Here is a 20866-nt window from a genome sequence, read left to right as displayed (position 1 = left end):
CGGCTTCAGACCCCGCGCCGCAGGGCCGGCGTGTTGACCGGCGCGTCCCACAATCGCAGGATCTCGTCGTCCGCCTTGAGCAGCGTGACCGAGCAGCCGGCCATGTCGAGGCTCGTGATGTACGGACCCACCAGCGACCGCGCGATCGGGACGCCCGCCTTGGCCAGCAGTTGCGACACCTCGTTGAACATCACGTACAGCTCGATCAGCGGGGTGGCGCCCATGCCGTTGACGAACGCGATGACGCCGTCGCCGCCCGTGTAGTCGAGGTCGGACAGGATCGGGCTGACCAGCATCTCGGCGATCTCACCGGCCGGCGCGACGGGCACGCGGCGGCGGCCCGGCTCGCCGTGGATGCCGATGCCGACCTCCATCTGGTCGTCGGGCAGGTCGAAGGTCGGTTTGCCCGCCGCCGGCACGGTGCACGAGGTCAAAGCCAGACCCATGCTTCGGGAGTACGCGTTGACCTTGCGCGCGACCTCGGCCACCTCACCCAGGGGCCGGCCCTCCTCGGCCGCCGCACCGGCGATCTTCTCGAGCAGCACGGTGGCGCCGACACCCCGGCGCCCGGCCGTGTAGAGGCTGTCCTGCACCGCCACGTCGTCGTCGACGACCACCGCGACGACCTCGGTGCCGCTGTCGGCCGCGACCATCTCGGCCGCCAGTTCGAAGTTCATGACGTCGCCGGTGTAGTTCTTGACGATGTGCAGCACGCCGGCGCCGCCGTCGACGGCCTGGGTGGCCGCGACCATCTGGTCGGGCACCGGCGAGGTGAAGACCTCGCCCGCGCAGGCGGCGTCGAGCATGCCCGGGCCGACGAATCCGCCGTGCAGCGGCTCGTGGCCTGATCCGCCGCCGGAGACCAGGCCGACCTTGCCGCGCACGGGCGCGTCGCCGCGCACGATGATCCGGTTCTCGTGGTCGACGCGCAGCTCCGGATGGGCGGCGGCGATGCCGCGGAGGGCGTCGGCGATGACGTTCGAGGGGTCGTTGATGAGCTTCTTCATGGTGGCTCCTCACCGCTGAGGGGGAACGACCTGCCGTCCTCAAGCTACGCCCGATCATCGGCCGATTACGAGCCGTCAGTTTCGGGATCTGCAACATGGCAGATTGACAGCTAGCGGACAGCTTGGTGGCATGTTCTACTGGAAGGAAGGGCAAAAAGGACACCACCACCATGAAGCCGCGATCTTGCTGACTGCTGAGGGGCACCAGCGAGGTGGCGGCCTTCTGGTCTCTTCAGAGATTCGAGGTGGTCACATGGAAGTCACCGCATACATCGCGCTCGGTTCCTTCGCGGTCGCCGCCGCGAGCCTCCTGTCCACCATCCTCGACCGGCGCAAGGACCGCCATCGCAAGATCGCCGTCGAGGTGGAGGAGGTCGCGCTTCAGCCCGAGATCGCCGGCTTCAAGAACGGGAAGATCGGTTTGACGTACGACGGCAGCCCTCTCCAAGCGCCGAGGTTCCACGTCGTCCGGGCCACCAACACGGGCCGGGCCAGCCTCCGGAAATCGGACATCGAGCGGCCCCTGACCGTCCGCATCCCCGACGGGCGCATCATTCAGGCCGAGGTCGGCTTCCTCGACCACCCGCGGTCGGCGCCCGAGATCTTCGAGGGCGTCGCCGTCTCCGGCTCGGGCCGCGAGATCCAGGCCCCGAAGACGCTGCTCAACCACGGCAACGCCATCCAGTTCAGCTTCATCACGGTCGGCAGCACGGCGTCACCGCGGGTGAGCCTGCGCGCGACCGACTTCAAGGTCGTGCCCAAGGTGGAACGGCCGACGAGCGCGACCTGGGTGGTCGCGCTCGTCTTCACCGCCATCGGGGTCGTCCTGACCCTGGTCTCTCAGTTCGTCCAGAACACGTAGACAGCGCCGTACGGCACCGCCTTCTTGGTCCCGTCCACGCAGGTGCCGGCCGGCGCGGTGCCGCCCGAGGTGAGCAGCCGGTTGATGTAGGTGGCCTTGCTCAGCACGCCCGACCCCGACTTCTCGGTGACCTTGAGCAGCAGCTCGGCGATCGTGCCGGCCCGCGGGCTCTCGGCCTCCTTGGCCGCCTTGACCAGCGAGCCGTCCCGCGTCGACTGCCAGCTGGGCCCGGCGAAGTGGTGCACGCGCCCGCCCGTACCGATCAGCTGCGCCTCCGGCACGGACGCCCCCGCGAACGACCCGTTGGCGCATGTGTAGGTCTGCGTGCCCGAGGCGACGACGTACGCCCCGATCGGCTTGCTCCCCTGAGGCGGCTTGATCGCCGCCGGAATCCCCGGAATCGACACGGCCCGCCCGTCCGGCGCACTGACGGCCACCGCCGACTGCTCCGCCGCCGACGCGTTGAAGGTCACCGCCCCCACAGCGGCGACCACCGCAGCCATCCCCACCCCGGCGGCAGCGCGGACCCGGGAACGCTTCGAGTTGAACATGAGATCTCCTCGCTTGGGGGCGTGAGCGTCGCCCCGTCGAGCAGGAGCACGGCCCGAGACCCCGATCAGATCGAGATCACCGTCAATGCCGCCCTTTCGTCCCTCGCGATTGGACAAACGGACTAGGCGCTCTGCCTTTTGCGCGCAAAATGCATCATGCCGCCCACATCAGAGGTACGGGGTCAGCAGCAGCACCCGCAGTAACGACCGGGCCGTAGAACTCAAGGCCGCACCGACAACCGGCCCGGTGGGTGGCCAACGCCCTCAGAAGTACCGGCGCGAATCCAACCCCTGCCGGCGCCGCCAACTCCCCCTGCTGGGACCACACGACCGGCGCCAGTAAAGGCGGAAGGTCCAGACAGCCCGCGGCCCGCAGTTTCCACAGCACGGCAAGTTGTCCACAGGCCATCCACACGATCTTGGGCCGTTCCGCGACAATGACGTCGGGCGGCTCCCCCTTGGGAGGGCGGGTCCTTGGGTGGGCGCGCGGGCAGGTCCTTGGGCGGACGCGCGGGCAGGTCCTTGGGCGGACGCGCGGGCAGGTCCTTGGGCGGACGCGCGGGCAGGTCTTCGGGCGGCGGGCCTGTGGGGTCGGTCGGCCGACGTGCCAGCCGGCGGCCGCGCCGGGCGAGCCAGCGAGTGGGCCGGCGGCGGGCCCGCCGGGCGAGCACGACAGGTAGGTCGCTGGCCGAGCCCGACACGTGGGCCGGCGGCAGGCCCGCCGGGTGGGTCGGTAGGCGAGCACGACCGGTAGGTCGGTGGCCGAGCCCTGCACGTCGGCCGGCGGGTGGGCCCGGCACGTGGGCCGGTGGGTGGGGCGGTGACCGAGCCCGGCAGGTGAGCCGGTAGGTGGGCCGGTGGCCGAGCGCGGCGCATGGGCCTGCGGGCAAGCGCGACGCGTAGGCCGGCGTGCAAACCCGGCGCGGGGCCGGCGGGAAGCCCCGCGCGTGGGCCTGCGGGTGAATCCGGCGCGTGGGTCTGCGGGCGGCCGGTGAGCGGGTCAGTGGGTGGCCGGCTTGGAGAGTTCGCTCGTGGGGGACGTGGGGGTCTCGGTGGTGGGCGGGGCCGCGGTGCGGCGGGCCAAGCCTATGACGCCGGCGGTCATGACCAAGGCGGCTACGGCCACCACGACGGTGCCGGCGGTGCCGGCGCGGAAGCTCTCGTCGAAGACGATGACGCCGGCTATGGCGGCGACGATGGGGTTGGAGACGCTGACCGTGGCCAAGGGGGCGGCCAAACCGGCGCCCCGGTAGGAGAACTGGCCCAGCAGGTAACCGCCGATGGCGAACACGACGACCATGCCCAGGAGGAACGGGGACACCGAGCGGAAGCCGTCGCCGGTGATCGAGCCGATCACGGCCTTCGAGAGCACCGACGAGATGCCGAACGCGGTGCCGGCGGCGGCCGCGAGCAGGACGCCGCGCATGCGGGGGCCGCAGCGCCAGGACACCAGCGCGAGCAGGACCACGATGCCTACGGTGATCAGGGAGAGGTCGCGGCCCTCGGCCGTGGAGAGCACGGACGGCTTGCCGGACTCGACCGACAAGGACATGATCACGGCCAGGCCGGCCACCGTCAGCATGGCGTCGGCCCAGGCGGCGGCGCTGATCCGCGCGCCGTAGCGGATGCGGGCGATGGGCAGGGCGAAAAGCAGGGTCAGAGTGCCCAGCGCCTGTACGACCGCGACAGTGCCGAAATCGAGGGCGATCACGTGCAGCGCGACGCCGCCTCCGGTCAGCAGGAGGGCGGCGGCCCAGCGGGACAGGCCGCGCTGACCGTGCTCGGCCAGACGCTCCTGCGCCACCGCCGCGGCGGCATAGCTGGCGGCGGACAGCACCGACAGCACGACCGCCCACCCCAGCGAAGCCACCCTTCGAGTCTGCCAGACCTTTTGCTTTCCCAAGACCGACAAGGCCCCGCGAAACGGACACCCGCCCGGCGGCACGGGACGGGAAATGGGGTCGCCTCCACGCTCGGCGGGCTGCCACGATCAAGCCATGGTGCCAGCGACGGGGAAAAGGATCACGTGGCTCGAGCTGCCCGAGACGGTCCGCGCCCGGATCGAGCGGATCATCGGTGGCGGGGCCGTGGTCAGGGCCGTGTCCCAGCCGGGCGGCTTCTCGCCGGGCAGCGCCGACCGGGTGGTCACCGAGTCCGGGCGCCGCGCCTTCGTCAAGGCGGTCACGCCGGCGGTCAACGCGCGGTCGGCCGAGCTCGCGCGCGACGAGATGCGCATCACAGCGATGCTTCCGGAGGGAGTGCCCGCGCCCCGCCTGATCGACGGGTTCGACGACGGCGAGTGGGTGGTGCTGGTGCTCGAGGACGTGGAGGGCGTTCACCCCCGTACACCCTGGGTCGAAAGCGAGATCGACGCGGCCGTGACCGCCCTCGCCGAGCTGGACCGGGCGCTCACGCCGGCGCCCGCGGGGTTGAAGAACGCGGGCGAGTTGTTCGCCGAGGACTTCGCCGGGTGGGACCGGGTCGCCGCCGATCCGCCGGCCGACCTCGATCCGTGGGAACGCGATCATCTGCCCGAGCTGCGGGCGGCGGCGGCGCGGACGGTGACCCGGCTGCATGCGGGAGAGTCCGTCGCGCATTGCGACATCCGGGCCGACAACATGATCGTTCGCCCGGACGGCCGGGTGGTCATCGTGGACTGGCCGTGGGCGGCGGCCGGGCCGCGATGGTGGAACAGCGTCGACCTCGCGGCGAACGTCTGGGTGCACGGCGGCGATCCCGAACGGGTGATCGAGGGTATCGACCGGCGGATCGTGACGGACGCGTTCGCCGCCCTCGCGGGCATGTTCCGTGACATCTGCCGGCAGCCTCCGCCGCCGGGCATCCCGACCGTGCGGGCCTTCCAGCGGTGGCAGGCCGACGAGCTCCGCCGCTGGTTGAAGGCCGAGATGTGAACCGTAGGAAGGTCACCTCCGTACCTGTGCGCGCGACGCCCCGCCAACAGATGGGAGGTCGAGCACACCCGCCCGGGCGGGTCATTGAAGGGCTATAGGCTGGGAAGTCGGGCTTCGGCGTGGCGGCCCGGACGGCCAAACTTCCTCACGGAACGGAACACGATGATCGACGAGGCCAAGGTGCGAGTCCTACTACTGGAGAGCATCCATCCCGACGCGGTGACCCGGCTCGAGTCCGAGGGATACGCCGTCGAGTCCGTCCGCAACGCCCTCGACGAGTCCGAGCTGATCGAGCGCATCCGCGGGGTGCACCTGCTGGGCATCCGGTCCAAGACCAAGGTCAGCGCCAAGGCCCTCGAGGCCGCGGACAAGCTCGTCGCGATCGGCGCCTTCTGCATCGGCACCGACCAGATCGACCTGACCGCCGCCTCGGCCGGCGGCGTCGCCGTCTTCAACGCGCCGTTCTCCAACACGCGCTCGGTGGTCGAGCTGGCCATCGCCGAGATCATCTCGATGACGCGGCGGCTCACCGAGAAGAACGCGCTCATGCACCAGGGCGTCTGGGACAAGTCGGCCGACGGCGCCCACGAGATCCGCGGCCGCCGCCTCGGCATCGTCGGCTACGGCAACATCGGCACCCAGCTCTCGGTACTCGCCGAAAACCTGGGCATGCACGTGTCGTTCTACGACACCGCCGACAAGCTGGCGCTGAGCAACGCGCACCGCTGCACCTCGATCGAGGAGCTGCTGGAGACCAGCGACATCGTCACGATCCACGTCGACGGCCGTCCCGGCAACGCCGGCTTCTTCGGCGCCGAGCAGTTCAAGCGCATGCGCGAGGGCGCCCTGTTCCTCAACCTGTCGCGCGGCATCGTGGTCGACCACGTCGCCCTGCGCGAGGCCCTGGAAAGCGGCCACCTGGCCGGCGCCGCGGTCGACGTCTTCCCGACCGAGCCCAAGGGCCGCGGCGACGAGTTCGTCTCCGAGCTGCGCGGCCTGCCCAACGTCATCCTCACCCCGCACATCGGCGGGTCGACCGAGGAGGCGCAGTCCGACATCGGCGCCTTCGTGGCCAACAAGCTGGCCACCTTCGTCGAGGAGGGCAACACCACTCTCAGTGTGAACCTCCCCGGCGTCGCCCTGCCCGAGCAGGCCGGGCAGAGCCGCATCGGGCACGTGCACGTCAACACGCCCGGCGTTCTGGCCCAGGTCAACAGCATCCTGGCCGAGCACAAGGTCAACGTCGAGGGTCAACTGCTGAGCACCCGCGGCGAGTACGGATACCTGATCACCGACATCAGCGGTGACTTCAGCGACGAGGTGCTCGACCGGCTGCGCGCCATGGAGCAGACGGTCCGCCTGCGCGTTCTCTCCTGAGGTGTCCCGGGAGGGCCCACGGCCCTCCCGGTCTCAGGTGTTGGCCACGGTCAAGGTCGTGATCGGGGCGCCGGCGCCCACGTCGTAGCGGTCCGCCACCGCCCAGTCCTTGGGGGTGAGCGTGGAGCCGGCGGCGACGTTCTTGAGGGTCCGCGTCCCTGCCACGACGGTCTGCGCGCCGCCGCCGACCTTGACCCGCACCGGGCTGTCGGCCGGCGACTTCAGCGCCAGCTTCTCCACCGCCCCATTGACCTTGATCGGCACGGTGCCGGACGGGCGGGACAGCGTGACCTGGGCCGTGCGCATCCCGCCGACCATCTCGAGGCCGCTGATCTTTCCGCCGCCGAGGTCGATGACCTGCTCCTCGGCGTAGCCGGAGAAGCGCAGCTGCCAGGTCACCTTCGCCGACAGCACCACGTCGATCTCACCGCCGGTGCCGTCACCGTCGCGCGTCACCTGGAGTTTCACGTCGTCGGCGCGCACGATCGGGCTGGGCAGGATGCCGGCGTCCTCCGGAGTGGAGATGCGGTAGAGGTCGTCGCCGAGCTCGCCGATCGAGACGCTGACCTTGTTGGTCGCGGCGAGCAGCTCGAAGCTCGCCCTCGTACGGTTGTCGAGCGGGGCGACGGCCGTGCGCTTGCCGTTGCCGCCGGCGCCGAGCTGGAGCACGGAGTCGAGGTCGTCGTCGGACCCGGTGAAGTAGACGACGCCGACGATGCTGCCGGCGACCAGCACGATCAGGCTCATCAGGACGATGCCGACGGTCACGCCCCGGGACTGGCGCGGCGGGGCGGCCACCGGCGCCGGGCGCGGCGCGCCGGTGGGCTGCGGCCGCACGGTCGGGCGCTCGCCGGTGTCCGCTTCAGGGAATCCGGTGTCCCGGAACCCGGTGTCCCAGGAGCCGGCGTTGCGCGAGCCGGTGTCCCACGAGCCGGTGTCGCGAAGACTGGTGTCCCAGGAGCCGGTGTCGCGGGGACTGGTGTCCCAGGAGCCGGTGTCGCGGGGACTGGTGTCCCAGGAGCCGGTGTCGCGGGGACTGGTGTCGCGGGAGGTGGTGTCCGGGAAGCCGGTCTTCGGCAGGCCGGCGTCGGGGAACAGGGCCGGCCGCTCGCCGGTGTCCGAAAGGCTCAGTCGGCGCTCGGCGGTGTCGCCCATCCGGCGCACGGGAAGCTCGACCGCGATCGGGGCCGGCTCGGCCCGGCCTTGCGAAGCCGACTCGGTCCGGGCCTGCAAAGCCGACTCGGTCCGGCTCTTCGAAGCCGACTCAGGACGGCCCTTCGAGGCCGACTCAGGACGGCCCTTCGAGGCCGACTCAGGACGGCCCTTCGAGGCCGACTCGGATCGGCCTTTCGGAGCGGGGTCCGGGCGGCCCGTCGGGGCCGGTGACGTCGGCGAGGCCGGATGGCGCACCGGTGAGATCGGGCCGTCGGTGAAACCGAACGAGGCCCGGCTCGGGGTCTCCTCGGCCGGCCGGCCCGGCGCCTCCTCGGCCTGCATGCTGCCGTTGAACCACGACGGCTCTGTCGCCTCCGGCTGCGCCGGTGGCCGCCGGTAGATGGTGTCTCGACTCCCCAGGCCGGGCGCCGACGGCTCGGCAACCGCCACATCGGACGGTGCCCCGCCAGCCGCTGCTCGGTCAGCTGCTGCTCGGTCCACGCGAATCCTTCCCCTGACGCCGCCATCAACAGCGGCACCCCGCAACAGGTACGGATTTCACGTCTTCCTGGATGAGTACCGGCGAGAACTACTTAGCGTTACGGGCGTCCGGGGCGGACCAGGCCGCGCCGGGTGGCGATCGCCACCGCCTCGAGCTGGCTGTGCGCGCCGAGTTTGGCCAGTACGGCCTTCACATAGCCCCGGCACGTGTGCAGGCTGATGCCGAGCCGCCGGGCGATGGCCCGCGCGTCGAGGCCGGCCGCCATCAGCTGAAGCACCTCGTCCTCACGCGCTGTGAGGCCGCCGCCGCGTGGGCCGACGACCGGGCTGGTGCTGCGCAGCAGCCGGGCCAGGATGTCGGTGGAGACGGTCATGCCGCCGCCGTGGGCCGTACGCAGGGCGTTCAGCACATCACCGAGAGCGCCGTTCTTGGACAGGAAGCCGGCGGCGCCGGCCGCTGTGGCCCGCCCGACGAGAGCCTGCTCCTCGGAGGCAGTGAGGATCACCACACGGGTGTCCGGCTGACGCACGCGGAGCAGTTCCGCGATGGCAATACCGTCCGCATCGGACAAATCGGGGTCGAGCAGGATCACGTTCGGCTTGAGCTCCGCCGCCAGCCTCAACGCCTCGGCACCCGTCAGCGCGTGCCCCACGTACTGGAGGTCGGGCTGCCCGGCCAGGGCATGTCCCAGCAGTTCGGCGAACGTCTGGTGGCCGTCGACGACGAGAACGCTGATCGCATCGCCGTTAGTCATGCGCCACCTTTCTCTCAACCGGACCCGTGGAAGTCTAAGGAGTACCAGGTCTCATCTTTGCCCTACCAATAGACGGGGGAGGCACCGGGCCGGATCCGTTCCACCGGTACGCCCGATGATCGGTTGAGGCCAAGCGGCCGTGATCACCAGTCTTTCGGGTGATTCGACCCCCCGCATTGGGGCTTGCCGCCCTGGCTTCCTCACTTGCAAAGTTCCGAAACATGTTCGACATCCAGCTTTTCGGCCGCGTCGAGGTCCGGACCAGAGGGATCCTCCTGGTCGGTCCCGATTTCGGCGGAGACCGCCCTCGGCACCTGCTCGCCCTGCTCGCGTTGCGGGGTCCGCAGTCGACGGCCGAGCTCGCGGAGACGCTGGAAGAAAAGAAGAAAGATGTCGAGTCCGACATGTCCGTCCTCCGGGCCGCGATCCCCGTCGTCCGGCACCATCGTGGACGGTGGTCGCTCGATCCCGATCAGGTCCGGGTCGACGTCCACCGCTTCGACGAGCTGATCGCCGCCGCCGAGGGCCGGTCGGCCGACCGCGCGGCCAAGCCGCTGACCGCGGCCGCGTTCCTGGCCACCCGGCCCCTGCTCGAGGACGAGGACGCGCCGTGGGCCGCCGAGGCCCGCGCCGAATACCGCGCGAAGCTCGTCATGGCGAGCGCCGGGAGCAGCACAATCACTGTGTGAAGGTCGAGACCACGCTCCTGCCCGTCCCGCTGGCGCCGGAGATCCGGCTGCATCTCGCCGACCGCGGGGTCGGCCTGTTCGATCTGGCCGGCGGCGAGTTCCGCAGCGACGAGCCGCCGCCGTTCTGGGCCTTCGTCTGGGCCGGCGGCCAGGCCCTGGCCCGCTACCTGCTCGACCACCCGGCGGAGGTCGCCGGCAAGTCCGTGCACGACCTCGCCACCGGCAGCGGTGTCGCCGCGATCGCGGCCGCCCTGGCCGGCGCCGCCACGACCGCCGCCACCGATCTCGACCCGGCCGCCGCCGCGGCCGCCCAGCGCAATGCCGCCGCCAACGGCGTCACTCTCAGTACGCAACTCCCCACCAAGACCGACCTTCTCCTGGCCGGCGACGTCTTCTACAGCCCCGCGGTCGCGCCGACGATGACGGGCACCCTGCGCGCCGCCCGGCGAGAAAACGCCGAGGTACTGGTTGGGGACCCCGGGCGGGGGTACTTCCCGGAGAGGCTTTTCGAGAAGGTGGCGGAGTACGTCGTGCCGGTACCGGCCGCTCTCGAGGAGACCGAGACGCTCGTCACAGGCGTCTGGCGAATGCGCTGATAGTCACCCTGGGTTAACGAAACCGAGATGCATTCATCAACCAACCAGTTGTAGTGTGCAAGCATCCAATCGACCCACCTCAGGACAGGCATGCCGTGGACGCGCTCCCGCAACTAGCCGAGGAACTTGTGCGGTTCCACCGTCTCGCGACGCGCAGCAGGAGCATCCTCAGTGTCGGAGACCTCGGCGCGGAGTTCTCCGCGCTGATGCTGCTGTTCCCGCTGCGGCGCCAGGGGCCGATGCGTGCCACCGATCTCGCCGAGATCAAGCAGGCCGACCCCTCCACGATCAGCCGTCAGGTGGCGCAACTGGTGAAGGCCGGACTGGCCCGCCGTGAGGCCGACCCGGTCGACGGCCGGGCGTCGCGCCTCGCCATCACCGACGCCGGGCTGGCCGCCTGCGAACAGCTCGAGCAGGCCCGGCAGGCCTGGCTCCGCGAGGCGCTCGAAGGGTGGCCGGACGACCGGATCGCCACCTTCGCCGGCCTCTTCGAACAATTCAACAGCTCGGTCGAGGCGCTCCTGCGCAACGAGCCGGCCGCAACACCACCACGGGAGAACGCGTGAGCAACCCCACGACGAAACCAGCGTCCGTGGAATTCACCCATCGGCAGATCCTCACGATCCTCGCCGGCTTGATGATGGGCATGTTCCTCGCCGCGCTGGACCAGACCATCATGGCGACGGCCACCCGTACCATCGCCGACGACCTGCACGGCTTCAACATCCAGGCCTGGGCCACCACGGCCTTCCTGATCACGTCGACGATCTCCACGCCGCTGTACGGAAAGCTTTCCGACCTGTACGGGCGGCGGCCGTTCTTCCTGTTCGCGATCGGCATCTTCGTCGTCGGCTCGATGCTCTGCGGCCTCTCCCAGAACATGTACGAGCTGGCCGCGTTCCGCGCGATCCAGGGCATCGGCGCCGGTGGGCTCATGTCGCTGGCGCTGGCGATCATCGGTGACATCGTGCCGCCCCGCGAGCGGGCCAAATACCAGGGCTACTTCCTGGCCGTCTTCGGCACCGCGAGCGTGCTCGGCCCGATCCTGGGCGGCTTCTTCGCCGGCGCCGACACCATCCTGTGGGTCGACGGCTGGCGCTGGGTGTTCTACCTCAACGTCCCGATCGGCATCGCGGCCATGGCCGTCGTGGCCAAGGTCCTGCACCTGCCGCACACCCGCGTCGACCACCGCATCGACTGGCCCGGCGCCCTCGCCCTGATCGTCGGCCTGGTGCCGCTGCTGACCGTGGCCGAGCAGGGCCGCGACTGGGGCTGGGACTCCGGGCGGGCGTTCGCCTGCTACATCATCGGCGCGATCGGCCTCGTGGCGTTCGTGCTCGCCGAGAGGGCGTACGGCGACGAAGCTCTCCTGCCTTTGCGGTTGTTCCGCAACCGGACGATCGCCGTCGGCGCCACCTCCAGCACGATCCTCGGCATGGCGATGTTCGGCGGCCTGATGACCGTGCCGCTGTACCTGCAGATCGTGAAGGGCTCCTCGGCCACCATGGCCGGCCTGCAGATGATCCCGTTCGTCTTCGGCATCATGTCCGGCTCGATCATCTCGGGCCAGCTGATCGCCCGGACCGGCCGCTACCGCATCTTCCCGATCATCGGCAGCACTCTGATGGTGGCCGCGCTGGCCCTGTTCTCGACGATCGGCGCCGACACCCCGCTCTGGCGCACCATGCTGATCATGGTGCTGATGGGCCTCGGCCTGGGCGGCAACATGCAGCCCATGATCACGGCGGTGCAGAACGCGGTCTCGCCGCGGGAGATCGGCGTGGCCACCAGCTCGGTGACGTTCTTCCGCTCGATGGGCGGCACGCTCGGCACCGCGATCTTCCTGTCGGTCCTGTTCAACGTCCTGCCCGGCAAGATCAGTGACGCCTTCACGGCGGCCCGCGCGACGCCGGAGTTCCAGCAGGCCCTGCAGGCCGACCCGGCCCAGGCCCAGACGTTGCAGCAGGCGACCGCGGGCGGCGGCGACCTGAGCGACACGTCGTTCCTGGACAGGCTCTCGGATGTGATCGCCCACCCGTTCAAGGAGGGCTTCTCCGACGGCATCCAGGTCGTCTTCCTGCTGGCCCTGGCCGTCATGGTGATCGGCCTGATCGTCGTCTTCTTCCTGCCCGAGATCCCGCTGAGCCTGCGCTCGGCCCAGCAGCAGCGGGCGGACGACATCCTGGCCGCCGAGAACAGCGACGGCGTCCCCGGCGAGGTGGGCGCGGGACCGCTGCGCGACAAGCCCGGCGCGACCGAGGCGATTCCCGCGGGGCAGGACAAGAGCTGACGAAATGCGCATGAAGCGGGAGGCGGGGACACCCTGCCTCCCGCTTCACATTTCGGGCCTGTGGATAACTCGAAGGCCGCCGAAGCGGCGCAGTAGCGTTGCGGCATGGCTGTTGTGAAGATCAACGCGATTGACGTTCCCGAGGGCGCCGGCCCCGAGCTGGAGAAGCGCTTCGCCGCGCGGCAGGGCGCCGTGGAGAACGCGCCCGGCTTCCTCTCGTTCGAGCTGCTGCGCCCTGTCGCCGGCGAGACCCGCTACTTCGTCTACACCCGCTGGGAGACCGAAGAAGATTTCCAGGCGTGGTCGGCCGGCAGCGGCCGCGCGGCCCACTCCGGCGAGCGCAGCAAACCGGTGGCCAGCGGCGCTTCCCTGCTCGAGTTCGACGTCGTCCAGCACGTCGAGAAGGCCTGAGCCCGTCAGGCGTTGCGGGCGGCGGCTGTCACGAGGCGGTCGGCCACGGCCTGGCGGTCGAGGCCCAGGCGCTGGGCGGTGTCCCGCAGGACGTCGTGGGCCTCGCGGACGCCGCAGCCGCGCTGGGCGATGATCACGCCGATGGCGTGGTCGACGGTGGCGCCGGCGCTGAGGGACTCCCGGCGGCGCAGCTCGTCGAGGAGGACCTCGGCCTGGTTGGCCAGGGCCATGGCGGTCAGCAGACGGTCGGGGCCGGGCGCGCCGGGCTCGTCGAAATAGAGGCTCAGGGCGCCCACCTCGGCGCGGGGCAGGTCTAGGGGTACGGCGGCGACCGCTCCCACGCCCTCGGCGCGGGCGGCCTCGGCCAGCTCCGGCCAGCGCTGGTCGGTGGCCAGGTCGGGGGCGGTGACGAGCGTGCGGGTACGGGCAGCCTCGAGCCCCGGACCGAGAGTGCCCTGCGCGTACTGGAGAGCGTCCACGGCCTCCCCCGCAGCGCCGTGACCGGCCTGGGAGACCGGGGCACCCTCGCCGATCAGGGCCACCGAGCAGCGGAGCGTGCCGGGGACCGCGCCCACCGTGAACTCGGTCAGCCTCTCGAGGGCCGGCGTGAAGCCGTCGGCCGAGAGCAGCAGGGCCGACAGCTCGTGCAGCAGGCCCGCCAGCTCCAGCGGGTGCGGGCCGCTCGGAGCCGCGGGTGTGCGCGGGCGCCCGGGCCGGGTGAGCACTCGGGCGGGGCCACGCTGCGGGGACGAAACCCGGCGATTTGGGGCAGGCACGCGGGGCATCCTGCCATGAGCATCGAAGAACACGTAAGTCTTGTGCCTCTACCGGGTGGTTTCGCCGGTCTGGGCGGCCTGTCCCGAACTGCGCCGCTCCAGGAACGAGTCCGGCGCCGCTCCGGGGTTCTCCTCGCGCTCGTCGGAGTCGGCGAGGATCGCTTCGGCCTGCGCCCGCGGGTCCGCGCTGCCCCCGCCGGCCCGCTCCTCGGGGAGCAGATCGGCGGCGCGCTGCCCGATCCGGTCATCAGTCATAAGAGATCAAGTACCCCGGGTACCCGTGGCCTCAAACGAGCCTGGCCTCAAACAAAGGTGCGCCGCCCCCGGCGGACCGGGGACGGCGCGATGTCGGTGTGCAGGTCGCCTCGCGGCGAGTGGCTCATCACGGCTCCAGCCGAACGGTATTCCGTGAAGGCAATGGGTGAGGCCCGGGGACACTGGGCACACCGACATCTGCTCTCAACGGTCGGACCCCGGGCATGATTCCGTTAGGGAACGTGACGCCGGTCACAGAGTTTGTGGCGGCATGCGCCGGGTAGTCCTCGGGCCGTGAGCGACGACTTTCGTGAGCTGGACGCCTTCCTCGACGACGCCTTCGACGCCCAGGAGCGGTTGAGCAGCGCCGACCTGCAGCGCCGGGCGATCGCCGCTGATCTGCCGGCCACCGCCATGACGCGGATCGACGCGCTGCCGGAGGGCGAGTACGCACAGGACGAGGCGGCCGAGGCGCTGCGCATTCTCGAAGTCTGATCCGAGCCAGGGAGGGCACGGCGATGGAGCCGATCGGCGATCCGGACGAGCAGGAGGACTTCGCGTCCGAGCACGACGACACGGCCGTGGACGAGGAGATCACCGCGGACCGGGACGACAGTGAGGCCGAGAGCCCTCAGGGGTGGTCCGGCCTCGACCGGGACGGACCACCCTGAAGGAAACTCAGTCGCCTTCCGCGGCGTGCTTGGAGATGTCGTACGCCATCTGCAGGAAGTCGGAGACCGCGGTGGCCGTCAGGGCCGTCGCGGCCAGGCGGGTCAGGCGCGGGGCCAGGACGAGGCCACCGGTGAGGCCGGTGGCCACCCAGACCGCCAGGCAGAACGGGCACGTGATGAGCTCGCCGATCCCGTGCTTCAGGGAGCTGTGGTGGTCCCGTACCTCTTCGTTGAGCTCGGCCGCCCCGGCCGGCTCGGTGTAGCGGGTGAACGGGGCCCTCAGCGGGCTGGTGACCGAGTCCTTGGCGATCAACCGGCTCAGCTTGTGGGTGGCGATCGACAACAGCGCCACGTCGCCCAGGGACGGGCGTTCGGGAGCGGGCTTCCCGGTGACCTTCGCGGCGGCGGCGAGGCTCGCGGCCAGGGCGCCGAAAGCGCCCATCGCGGCGACGTAGCCGGCGAGGGGCCGATGTTCGTGGGGAGCGTACGACTGGCCGACGCGCGCCAACCGGGCGCGCAGCGTCTCGGTCAAGAGGTTCTCCTAGCTAGAAGTCCTGGGTGAGCCGGTCCGGGTCCACCTCGCGTCCGGGGTAGCGGGCCATGTATTCGGTCTCGAGCTCGGCGGTTCGCTTGAAGTGGTTGTCCAGGGCCGCGTCGGGGCCGTGCCGGAGGGTGGCGAGCCGCGTGCGGTAGAGGCTGGACAACTCCCGGAAGAGGTCCTCCTCACCCAGCCCGGTGGGGTCGATCCCGTGCTCCATCGCGCACCTCCGTAGACGACATGGCCCTGCTGCTGCTCGCACGGTTGCCCATGCGGGCGGAGGTCAAACCCGCGCCGGTACGCTCAAGGGCATGAAGGGCCTGTGGACTCCGGCGTGGATCGCCCGCCATGTCCTGGCGCTGGTCCTGTTCTTCGGGTGCCTGGTGCTGGGCTGGTGGCAGTTCAGCCGGGCCACCGGAGGAAACGCGATCAGCTGGGGCTACATGTTCGAGTGGCCGGTCTTCGCGGGCTTCGTGGTCTTCCTCTGGTGGCGCGAGGTGCAGCTGGCCCGGCGCAAGCTCGACCCGGCGCGCGGCGACGAGTCCGAGCCCGAGAGGCTCCCAGGTACGGCTGTTACCGTCGGCCGGCCGGTCCGGGTGGCCGTGCGCCCGACCGCGGACGCCGACGACCCCGAGACGGCCGCCTACAACGACTATCTGACCTGGCTGAAGGAACACCCGGGCGCCCGCCCGGGCGACTACCCCGGCCAGAGATAAAAGACAGAAGAAGGACGTGCCACTGTGCAGGGTGCCCTGACCCGCTACCGGATCATCGCCTACATCGTCGGCGTGGGGCTGCTCGCGCTCGTCGTCGTCGGCATGCCGCTGAAATATCTCGGCGACAACGACACCGTGGTGGCGGTCGTCGGCCCGGCGCACGGCTTCCTGTTCATGGTCTACCTTGTCCTGACCTTCGATCTGTCCCGCCGGGCCGGCTGGTCCTTCCCGCGCATGATCGGCGTGATGCTGGCCGGCACCATCCCGTTCCTGTCGTTCTGGGTCGAGCGCAAGGTGAGCAAGCAGTGGATTCCGCAGCGTCAGGCCGAGCTTGCGAATAGTCCGGCTTGAGAGGCAGTATCAACACATTGTCCCGGCCGAATGACTATCTGTTATCGGGATCAATGACGCAAAGTGGTCCGCTGTCTTAAATCACTCTGTGACCACTTGCATTTGATGTTTCCCCCGATAAGTTAATGCGGTTGGTCCGGTCCGCAGCCACTCCCCTCCGTGGCGCCGGCCAGCGCCGCCCAATCCTTCTCGGTGACGACTCGCTCTCCCCCGAGCGGTTGGAAGTCCCGTGACGGAGCCGGGGAACCGCGTTTTTGGGGTGAATCCGCGTCAGCGGTAGCGCCTTCTTCCAGCGCGAACCCGACAGCTAACCCGGTAGGCGGCCAAGCGGAAGAAAGGCCACTAACCGGTGCCACACCTCCGTACGAGGCTTCGGGTGCTCGCCGTCGCGGCCATGGCAGTCGCGATGACCGGGTCTCTGGCGACAGCCGCCCACGCGGCTCCGTCCACGAGCGAGCTCACCAAGAAGATCGAGGCGGCGTCCAACCAGCTCGAGGACATCACCGAGAACTACAACAAGATGAACATCAGCCTGAAGAAGACGATCGCGGACGAGAAGAAGCTCGCGGCGTCTCTGGCCCCCGCTCAGGCGGCGCTCAAGGCGGCGAGTGCCCGCGTCGGCACTCTCGCGGCGACGTCGTACATGCAGGGCCGGGTCGGGCCGATGACCGCCCTGCTGTCCGGCGAGGGACAGGACGACCTGGTCGACAAGATCAACTACCTCGACCAGATCTCGCGGGCCAACCAGCGGGACATCGACTCGTTCACCGAGGCGACCCAGAACTTCAGCGCCCGCCAGGCCGCCCTCAAGGCGACCCAGGCGAAGCAGACCGCTCAGGTCAACGCGCTCGCCGCCCGCAAGGCGGGCATCCAGAAGGACATCAAGAAGCTGATGGCCATGCGCACCGAGGCCTACGGCCAGGCGCAGGAGACCACCTCGAAGTACACCGGCACGATCCCCACCATCGCGGGCTCGGCCGGCAAGGCGGTCACCTTCGCCTACAACCAGCTCGGTGAGGCGTACGAGTTCGGCGCGGACGGCCCCAGCACCTGGGACTGCTCGGGTCTGACCTCGGGGGCGTGGGCCGCGGCGGGCAAGTCGCTGCCGCACAACACCGAGGCCCAATGGGGCGCGGTGGCCCACATCAGCCGATCCCAACTGCAGCCCGGCGATCTGGTGTTCTACCGGAGTCTCGGGCACGTGGCGATCTACGTGGGCGACGGCATGATCATCCATGCGCCGCACACCGGCACGGTGGTCAAGAAGGTATCGGTCGACGTCATGTCGCCGTACGGCTACGGCCGCGTCAAGTAGCGTCAGGCACGGCAAAGGCCGGTACCCCTTCTCGGGTACCGGCCTTTCGTGTCTAGGTGACGGGGGGTGTTTTTCTCAGGCGGCCTGGAGGCCCTCGGCCCGGGCCAGCTCACGCAGCCGGCCGAGCGCCTGGATCTCGAGCTGGCGGATGCGCTCGCGGCTGAGCGAGAAGCGCGAGGCCACCTCGGTCAGCGAGTGCTCCCGGCCGTCCTCGAGGCCGTAGCGGGCCCGCATGATGCCGGCCGAACGGTCGTCGAGGTGGTTGAGCAGACCCTCGATGCGCTGGCGCTCGAGGGCGGTGAGAACGATGTCCTCGGGCGACGGGGCGTCGCTGTCGGCGACCAGGTCGCCGAGGTTGGTGTCGCCGTCGTCGCCGACCGGCGTGTCGAGGGACACCGTGTCCTGCGCCCAGCGGGTGAGCTCGTTGACCCGCTCGACGGTGACGCCCAGAGCGGCCGCGACCTGCTCGGGCTCGGGGTCGCCGCCCAGCTCACGAACGAGCTGACGGGTCACGTTGCGCATCCGGTTGACGTCCTCGACCAGGTGCACGGGCAGGCGCACGGTGCGCTCCTGCTGGGCGATGGCCCGGCTGATCGCCTGCCGGACCCACCAGGTCGCGTACGTCGAGAACTTGTAGCCGCGCTCGTAGTCGAACTTCTCGACCGCGCGGACCAGGCCGGTGTTGCCCTCCTGGATGAGGTCGAGCATCGGCATGCCGGAGCGCACGTAGCGCCGGGCGATCGACACGACCAGTCGCAGGTTGGCCCGGATGAACAGGTCCTTGGCCTTCTGGCCCTCGGTGACCAGTCGCTCCAGCTCTTCCCGGCTCACGCCGCGCTTGGCCTCGCCGGTCTCGAGCAGGTGCTCGGCGTAGAGGCCCGCCTCGATCGCCTTGGAGAGCTCGACCTCGCGTGCGGCGTCCAACAGCGGTGTCCGTGAGATCTCGTGCAGGTAGACGCCAACGAGGTCGCGCTCCTCGGCAACCTGATCGGTCCTCAAGACGGTGCTCTTCTCCACGTTGCCCACGGTCCCCTCATTGCCATGACTACTAACCCCGCTACGGGCGATACCTGTGTCCATCAGTTCCTCCCCGTAACGTCCGCAGTTCGCACATTGCGGTTACTGGCATCTACACAACAAATTGCTGCCTGTACTGATTCCGGCTGGTGGGTCGAAAGTGTCACGAATGCCTGGGTGATAGCTGAGAGCCCCGTGCATACTTGCTGAGCAGGCCCATACTGGCGGCATTCCCACGCGCCCTGGTCGTCGGCAGCGCTGACTGACGCTTACCCGTCGCTCGTCTCATGACACCACCGGCCCCTCATTGATCACAGCGACGGGCATCACCAATGACCTTGGGACCCTCGTCACCACCCTGTACGGCCGAGTGGCTTCCCGGGTTCAGGTGGTGGATCGTCAGGTTCGCGACGGGCTTGAAACAAAAGCACGATCGAAAAGATCCCGAGGCGTTGACCGAACGGGACCACCTGCCACAATGCGGCACGCGGCGGCGCAGTTCACTCGCCCGCACGGGTGATGCTCCGGCGAGTGACCCACCGTTCGACAACGGTTCGGCCGGTACGAACCATCCGGATGTACAGGGTGACGAAAAACACAGCGGGAGGGCACATGGGCCAGGGCACGGTTCTGATCTCAGGTGGGGCCGGTGGCATCGGCTCGGCGGCCGTCGAGAGGTTCGTGGCGGAGGGCTGGCGGGTGGTCACCCCGGTCCGTCCGGGGTCGTCCGGACGGCTGCCGAAGGGTGCCCTGGCGGTGGAGGCCGATCTGGGGAACGAGACGGATGTCACCGCGGCCGTCGAGGTCGCGGCGGCGGAAACCGGCGCCCCGCTGCGCGCGGTGGTCAATCTGGCCGGTGGCTTCACGACCGGCGGGCTGATCGCCGAGACGCCGATCGCCGGGCTCGACGCGATGCTCACGGCCAATCTGCGGCCCACGTATCTGCTCACCGCGGCCGCCCTCCCCCACCTGGTGGCGGCCGGCGGCGGCTCGGTGGTCTGCGTGGCGGCCCGGGCGGCCCTGGCGCCGTTCCCGGGCGGGTCGGGCTATGCGATCTCCAAGGCGGCCGTGGTCGCCTTCGCGAACGCCGTGGCGGCCGAGTATCGGGGCAAGGGCGTGCGGTGCAACACGATCCTGCCCGCGATCGTGGACACGCCGGCCAACCGGCGGGACATGCCCGACGCCGACTTCAGCAAGTGGCCGAGCGCCGAGGAGATCGCCTCGGTGCTGCTCTTCCTCGCCTCGGACGCCTCCAAGCCGACCAACGGGGCGCAGCTGCCCGTTTAGATGAGCTCGGCGACCTGGTAGCCGAGGACGGTGAGCATGCCGGCGAGCGCGGCCGCGCCGGCCAGGAGCAGGCCGCGGCGCCGGGCCACCGGGCTGGAGGCGAGCGCGGCGTGCAGGGCCGCGGAGACCTCGTCCGGTGTGCCGTTGGCGTCGATCACCACGAACGACGCGAACTCGGGCAGCGAGCGGTAGGCGGCGTCGGCGGCGTTCAGGTAGGTCATCGACTCGTGGTCGTAGCCGCGGGCGTCGATCCGCTGCTGGGCCACCGCCGGGTCGACGGCCAGCAGGAAGGTCACGTCGGGGCGGGGGAACAGGCGGTAGGCGAGGCGGGCGCGGCGCTCGGCGGCCGGGTGGGCGCCGCGGGCCCGCAGGCTCGCGTACTGGCAGTAGGCGTACCGGTCCATGACCACGACGCCGCCGGTGAGCAGGCGCCACAGCAGCGTGCGCAGCATGGCCAGCCAGCGCAGGACCGACTCGGCGAAGAGCATGGCGCGGCGGCCGATCAGATCCTCGGCGTCGCGCCGGCCGAGCCGCACGGCGAGTTTTCCGACCCAGTGGCGACCCCCGGCGTTGCGCCGGTAGACGGCGGGCAGGCCGGCCGCGGCGAGCTCATCGGCCAGCCGGTGCGCCTGCGTCGTCTTGCCGGAGCCGTCGATGCCGATCAGGGCGATCGTGCGAAGGGTCATGCCAACCAACGGTAACCGGCGGGTGCACATCGGGTTTTCCGGCGACGGTGCTCAATCCCGTACCAAAATGGGGGTTGCAGTGGGTTTTGCCCGAAGATCCCCGAGGTCGGCGGTTCAAACGCGGGGGCGCCCGGGTAGTCGTAATCGG

At 70.1% G+C, this 20866-nt stretch carries 25 protein-coding genes and 1 riboswitch; of the genes, 14 read left to right on the top strand and 11 right to left on the bottom strand.

Going from position 1 to position 20866, the window contains the following annotated elements; genetic code table 11:
* Window positions 1-5 precede the first annotated feature (5 nt).
* Entirely contained in the window at window positions 6-1007 is a 1002-nt protein-coding gene (gene dhaK, locus CRP55_RS11400) for a dihydroxyacetone kinase subunit DhaK (RefSeq protein ID WP_097319784.1), read from the bottom strand.
* Between the two features lie 253 nt (window positions 1008-1260).
* Here dhaK and CRP55_RS11395 point away from each other — a divergent pair, with 253 nt between their 5' ends.
* Entirely contained in the window at window positions 1261-1869 is a 609-nt protein-coding gene (locus tag CRP55_RS11395) for a hypothetical protein (protein ID WP_097319783.1), read from the top strand.
* Here CRP55_RS11395 and CRP55_RS11390 read toward each other — a convergent pair.
* Both CRP55_RS11390 and CRP55_RS11385 read right to left on the bottom strand, forming a co-directional pair.
* The gene (locus CRP55_RS11390; RefSeq protein ID WP_097319782.1) at window positions 1848-2420 is read right to left on the bottom strand and encodes a DUF3455 domain-containing protein; all 573 of its coding nucleotides are present in this window, start codon (window positions 2418-2420) and stop codon (window positions 1848-1850) included. The genes CRP55_RS11395 and CRP55_RS11390 overlap by 22 nt on opposite strands.
* 1000 nt (window positions 2421-3420) lie before the next feature.
* A complete protein-coding gene (locus CRP55_RS11385; protein ID WP_097319781.1) occupies window positions 3421-4290 on the bottom strand; it encodes a DMT family transporter in 870 nt (289 codons plus the stop codon).
* A gap of 127 nt (window positions 4291-4417) precedes the next feature.
* On the opposite strand from CRP55_RS11385, the gene CRP55_RS11380 reads away from it, so the two are divergent.
* Together CRP55_RS11380 and serA are read left to right on the top strand one after the other, a co-directional pair.
* Window positions 4418-5332, top strand: coding sequence for an aminoglycoside phosphotransferase family protein (locus CRP55_RS11380; RefSeq protein ID WP_097319780.1), 915 nt, complete (start codon window positions 4418-4420; stop codon window positions 5330-5332).
* A 162-nt stretch (window positions 5333-5494) separates the two neighbouring features.
* Window positions 5495-6709, top strand: coding sequence for a phosphoglycerate dehydrogenase (gene serA / locus CRP55_RS11375; protein WP_097319779.1), 1215 nt, complete (start codon window positions 5495-5497; stop codon window positions 6707-6709).
* A gap of 33 nt (window positions 6710-6742) precedes the next feature.
* Here serA and CRP55_RS11370 read toward each other — a convergent pair whose 3' ends face one another.
* Both CRP55_RS11370 and CRP55_RS11365 read right to left on the bottom strand, forming a co-directional pair.
* Window positions 6743-8314, bottom strand: a complete 1572-nt coding sequence (locus tag CRP55_RS11370; protein ID WP_097319778.1) for a hypothetical protein — start codon at window positions 8312-8314, stop codon at window positions 6743-6745.
* 149 nt (window positions 8315-8463) lie between these two features.
* Complete coding sequence (locus CRP55_RS11365; protein ID WP_097319777.1) at window positions 8464-9120, bottom strand: response regulator; 657 nt, start codon at window positions 9118-9120, stop codon at window positions 8464-8466.
* 221 nt (window positions 9121-9341) lie between these two features.
* On the opposite strand from CRP55_RS11365, the gene CRP55_RS11360 reads away from it, so the two are divergent.
* The 5 genes from CRP55_RS11360 (at window position 9342) to CRP55_RS11340 (ending at window position 13106) form a co-directional block, all read left to right on the top strand.
* The gene (locus tag CRP55_RS11360; protein ID WP_097319776.1) at window positions 9342-9809 is read left to right on the top strand and encodes an AfsR/SARP family transcriptional regulator; all 468 of its coding nucleotides are present in this window, start codon (window positions 9342-9344) and stop codon (window positions 9807-9809) included.
* Window positions 9806-10405: a class I SAM-dependent methyltransferase gene (locus CRP55_RS11355; RefSeq protein ID WP_097319775.1), complete on the top strand. Its 600-nt coding sequence runs from the start codon at window positions 9806-9808 to the stop codon at window positions 10403-10405. The genes CRP55_RS11360 and CRP55_RS11355 overlap by 4 nt, the downstream gene beginning before the upstream one ends.
* 95 nt (window positions 10406-10500) lie before the next feature.
* Window positions 10501-10971, top strand: coding sequence for a MarR family winged helix-turn-helix transcriptional regulator (locus CRP55_RS11350; RefSeq protein ID WP_245922926.1), 471 nt, complete (start codon window positions 10501-10503; stop codon window positions 10969-10971).
* Window positions 10968-12695, top strand: a complete 1728-nt coding sequence (locus CRP55_RS11345) for an MDR family MFS transporter (protein ID WP_097319774.1) — start codon at window positions 10968-10970, stop codon at window positions 12693-12695. Before CRP55_RS11350 ends, CRP55_RS11345 begins: the two co-directional genes overlap by 4 nt.
* Before the next feature lie 105 nt (window positions 12696-12800).
* On the top strand, window positions 12801-13106 hold the full coding sequence (locus CRP55_RS11340) for an antibiotic biosynthesis monooxygenase family protein (RefSeq protein WP_097319773.1): 306 nt from the start codon (window positions 12801-12803) through the stop codon (window positions 13104-13106).
* 5 nt (window positions 13107-13111) lie between these two features.
* Here the strand turns inward: CRP55_RS11340 and CRP55_RS11335 are convergent, their stop codons facing one another.
* Together CRP55_RS11335 and CRP55_RS11330 are read right to left on the bottom strand one after the other, a co-directional pair.
* Window positions 13112-13891 (bottom strand): ANTAR domain-containing protein, encoded by a 780-nt coding sequence (locus CRP55_RS11335; protein ID WP_097319772.1) that lies wholly within the window; start codon window positions 13889-13891, stop codon window positions 13112-13114.
* A 39-nt stretch (window positions 13892-13930) separates the two neighbouring features.
* Window positions 13931-14137, bottom strand: coding sequence for a hypothetical protein (locus CRP55_RS11330; protein ID WP_097319771.1), 207 nt, complete (start codon window positions 14135-14137; stop codon window positions 13931-13933).
* Window positions 14138-14431: 294 nt separating this feature from the next.
* Here CRP55_RS11330 and CRP55_RS11325 point away from each other — a divergent pair, with 294 nt between their 5' ends.
* Window positions 14432-14632 (top strand): hypothetical protein, encoded by a 201-nt coding sequence (locus CRP55_RS11325; RefSeq protein WP_245922924.1) that lies wholly within the window; start codon window positions 14432-14434, stop codon window positions 14630-14632.
* 23 nt (window positions 14633-14655) lie between these two features.
* Window positions 14656-14808, top strand: coding sequence for a hypothetical protein (locus tag CRP55_RS52910; RefSeq protein WP_179855125.1), 153 nt, complete (start codon window positions 14656-14658; stop codon window positions 14806-14808).
* A gap of 7 nt (window positions 14809-14815) precedes the next feature.
* On the opposite strand, the gene CRP55_RS11320 is transcribed toward CRP55_RS52910, so the two are convergent.
* Together CRP55_RS11320 and CRP55_RS11315 are read right to left on the bottom strand one after the other, a co-directional pair.
* Window positions 14816-15340, bottom strand: coding sequence for a DUF1360 domain-containing protein (locus tag CRP55_RS11320; protein WP_097319769.1), 525 nt, complete (start codon window positions 15338-15340; stop codon window positions 14816-14818).
* Between the two features lie 13 nt (window positions 15341-15353).
* Window positions 15354-15566 (bottom strand): DUF6158 family protein, encoded by a 213-nt coding sequence (locus CRP55_RS11315; protein ID WP_097319768.1) that lies wholly within the window; start codon window positions 15564-15566, stop codon window positions 15354-15356.
* Between the two features lie 91 nt (window positions 15567-15657).
* Between CRP55_RS11315 and CRP55_RS11310 the strand changes: the two genes are divergently transcribed.
* The 3 genes from CRP55_RS11310 (at window position 15658) to CRP55_RS11300 (ending at window position 17728) form a co-directional block, all read left to right on the top strand.
* Window positions 15658-16062, top strand: a complete 405-nt coding sequence (locus CRP55_RS11310; RefSeq protein WP_097319767.1) for a hypothetical protein — start codon at window positions 15658-15660, stop codon at window positions 16060-16062.
* A 24-nt stretch (window positions 16063-16086) separates the two neighbouring features.
* The gene (locus CRP55_RS11305) at window positions 16087-16413 is read left to right on the top strand and encodes a DUF3817 domain-containing protein (protein ID WP_097319766.1); all 327 of its coding nucleotides are present in this window, start codon (window positions 16087-16089) and stop codon (window positions 16411-16413) included.
* Window positions 16414-16619: 206 nt separating this feature from the next.
* Window positions 16620-16750, top strand: a riboswitch (cyclic di-AMP (ydaO/yuaA leader).
* A gap of 69 nt (window positions 16751-16819) precedes the next feature.
* The gene (locus CRP55_RS11300; RefSeq protein ID WP_245922923.1) at window positions 16820-17728 is read left to right on the top strand and encodes a C40 family peptidase; all 909 of its coding nucleotides are present in this window, start codon (window positions 16820-16822) and stop codon (window positions 17726-17728) included.
* A 75-nt stretch (window positions 17729-17803) separates the two neighbouring features.
* Here the strand turns inward: CRP55_RS11300 and CRP55_RS11295 are convergent, their stop codons facing one another.
* The gene (locus CRP55_RS11295; protein ID WP_097319765.1) at window positions 17804-18808 is read right to left on the bottom strand and encodes a sigma-70 family RNA polymerase sigma factor; all 1005 of its coding nucleotides are present in this window, start codon (window positions 18806-18808) and stop codon (window positions 17804-17806) included.
* 549 nt (window positions 18809-19357) lie between these two features.
* Between CRP55_RS11295 and CRP55_RS11290 the strand changes: the two genes are divergently transcribed.
* Window positions 19358-20032, top strand: coding sequence for an SDR family NAD(P)-dependent oxidoreductase (locus tag CRP55_RS11290; RefSeq protein WP_097319764.1), 675 nt, complete (start codon window positions 19358-19360; stop codon window positions 20030-20032).
* Here CRP55_RS11290 and CRP55_RS11285 read toward each other — a convergent pair.
* Window positions 20029-20718, bottom strand: coding sequence for a dTMP kinase (locus tag CRP55_RS11285; RefSeq protein ID WP_097319763.1), 690 nt, complete (start codon window positions 20716-20718; stop codon window positions 20029-20031). The two genes, CRP55_RS11290 and CRP55_RS11285, sit on opposite strands and share 4 nt — an antisense overlap.
* Window positions 20719-20866 lie beyond the last annotated feature (148 nt).

The organism is Paractinoplanes atraurantiacus, from assembly GCF_900215205.1.
Lineage (GTDB): Bacteria > Actinomycetota > Actinomycetes > Mycobacteriales > Micromonosporaceae > Actinoplanes > Actinoplanes atraurantiacus.
Note: the sequence above shows the minus strand (reverse complement) of the source record. Positions and strands in the feature narration are given on the sequence as shown.

What these genes read in the sequence shown, in the direction of transcription:
- dhaK (WP_097319784.1), bottom strand. Translation starts at nt 1,007, where the DNA reads ATGAAGAAGCTCATCAACGACCCCTCGAACGTCATCGCCGACGCCCTC.
- CRP55_RS11395 (WP_097319783.1), top strand. Translation starts at nt 1,261, where the DNA reads ATGGAAGTCACCGCATACATCGCGCTCGGTTCCTTCGCGGTCGCCGCC.
- CRP55_RS11390 (WP_097319782.1), bottom strand. Translation starts at nt 2,420, where the DNA reads ATGTTCAACTCGAAGCGTTCCCGGGTCCGCGCTGCCGCCGGGGTGGGG.
- CRP55_RS11380 (WP_097319780.1), top strand. Translation starts at nt 4,418, where the DNA reads ATGGTGCCAGCGACGGGGAAAAGGATCACGTGGCTCGAGCTGCCCGAG.
- serA (WP_097319779.1), top strand. Translation starts at nt 5,495, where the DNA reads ATGATCGACGAGGCCAAGGTGCGAGTCCTACTACTGGAGAGCATCCAT.
- CRP55_RS11365 (WP_097319777.1), bottom strand. Translation starts at nt 9,120, where the DNA reads ATGACTAACGGCGATGCGATCAGCGTTCTCGTCGTCGACGGCCACCAG.
- CRP55_RS11360 (WP_097319776.1), top strand. Translation starts at nt 9,342, where the DNA reads ATGTTCGACATCCAGCTTTTCGGCCGCGTCGAGGTCCGGACCAGAGGG.
- CRP55_RS11340 (WP_097319773.1), top strand. Translation starts at nt 12,801, where the DNA reads ATGGCTGTTGTGAAGATCAACGCGATTGACGTTCCCGAGGGCGCCGGC.
- CRP55_RS11335 (WP_097319772.1), bottom strand. Translation starts at nt 13,891, where the DNA reads ATGCCCCGCGTGCCTGCCCCAAATCGCCGGGTTTCGTCCCCGCAGCGT.
- CRP55_RS11330 (WP_097319771.1), bottom strand. Translation starts at nt 14,137, where the DNA reads ATGACTGATGACCGGATCGGGCAGCGCGCCGCCGATCTGCTCCCCGAG.
- CRP55_RS52910 (WP_179855125.1), top strand. Translation starts at nt 14,656, where the DNA reads ATGGAGCCGATCGGCGATCCGGACGAGCAGGAGGACTTCGCGTCCGAG.
- CRP55_RS11315 (WP_097319768.1), bottom strand. Translation starts at nt 15,566, where the DNA reads ATGGAGCACGGGATCGACCCCACCGGGCTGGGTGAGGAGGACCTCTTC.
- CRP55_RS11310 (WP_097319767.1), top strand. Translation starts at nt 15,658, where the DNA reads ATGAAGGGCCTGTGGACTCCGGCGTGGATCGCCCGCCATGTCCTGGCG.
- CRP55_RS11300 (WP_245922923.1), top strand. Translation starts at nt 16,820, where the DNA reads ATGACCGGGTCTCTGGCGACAGCCGCCCACGCGGCTCCGTCCACGAGC.
- CRP55_RS11295 (WP_097319765.1), bottom strand. Translation starts at nt 18,808, where the DNA reads ATGGACACAGGTATCGCCCGTAGCGGGGTTAGTAGTCATGGCAATGAG.
- CRP55_RS11290 (WP_097319764.1), top strand. Translation starts at nt 19,358, where the DNA reads ATGGGCCAGGGCACGGTTCTGATCTCAGGTGGGGCCGGTGGCATCGGC.
- CRP55_RS11285 (WP_097319763.1), bottom strand. Translation starts at nt 20,718, where the DNA reads ATGACCCTTCGCACGATCGCCCTGATCGGCATCGACGGCTCCGGCAAG.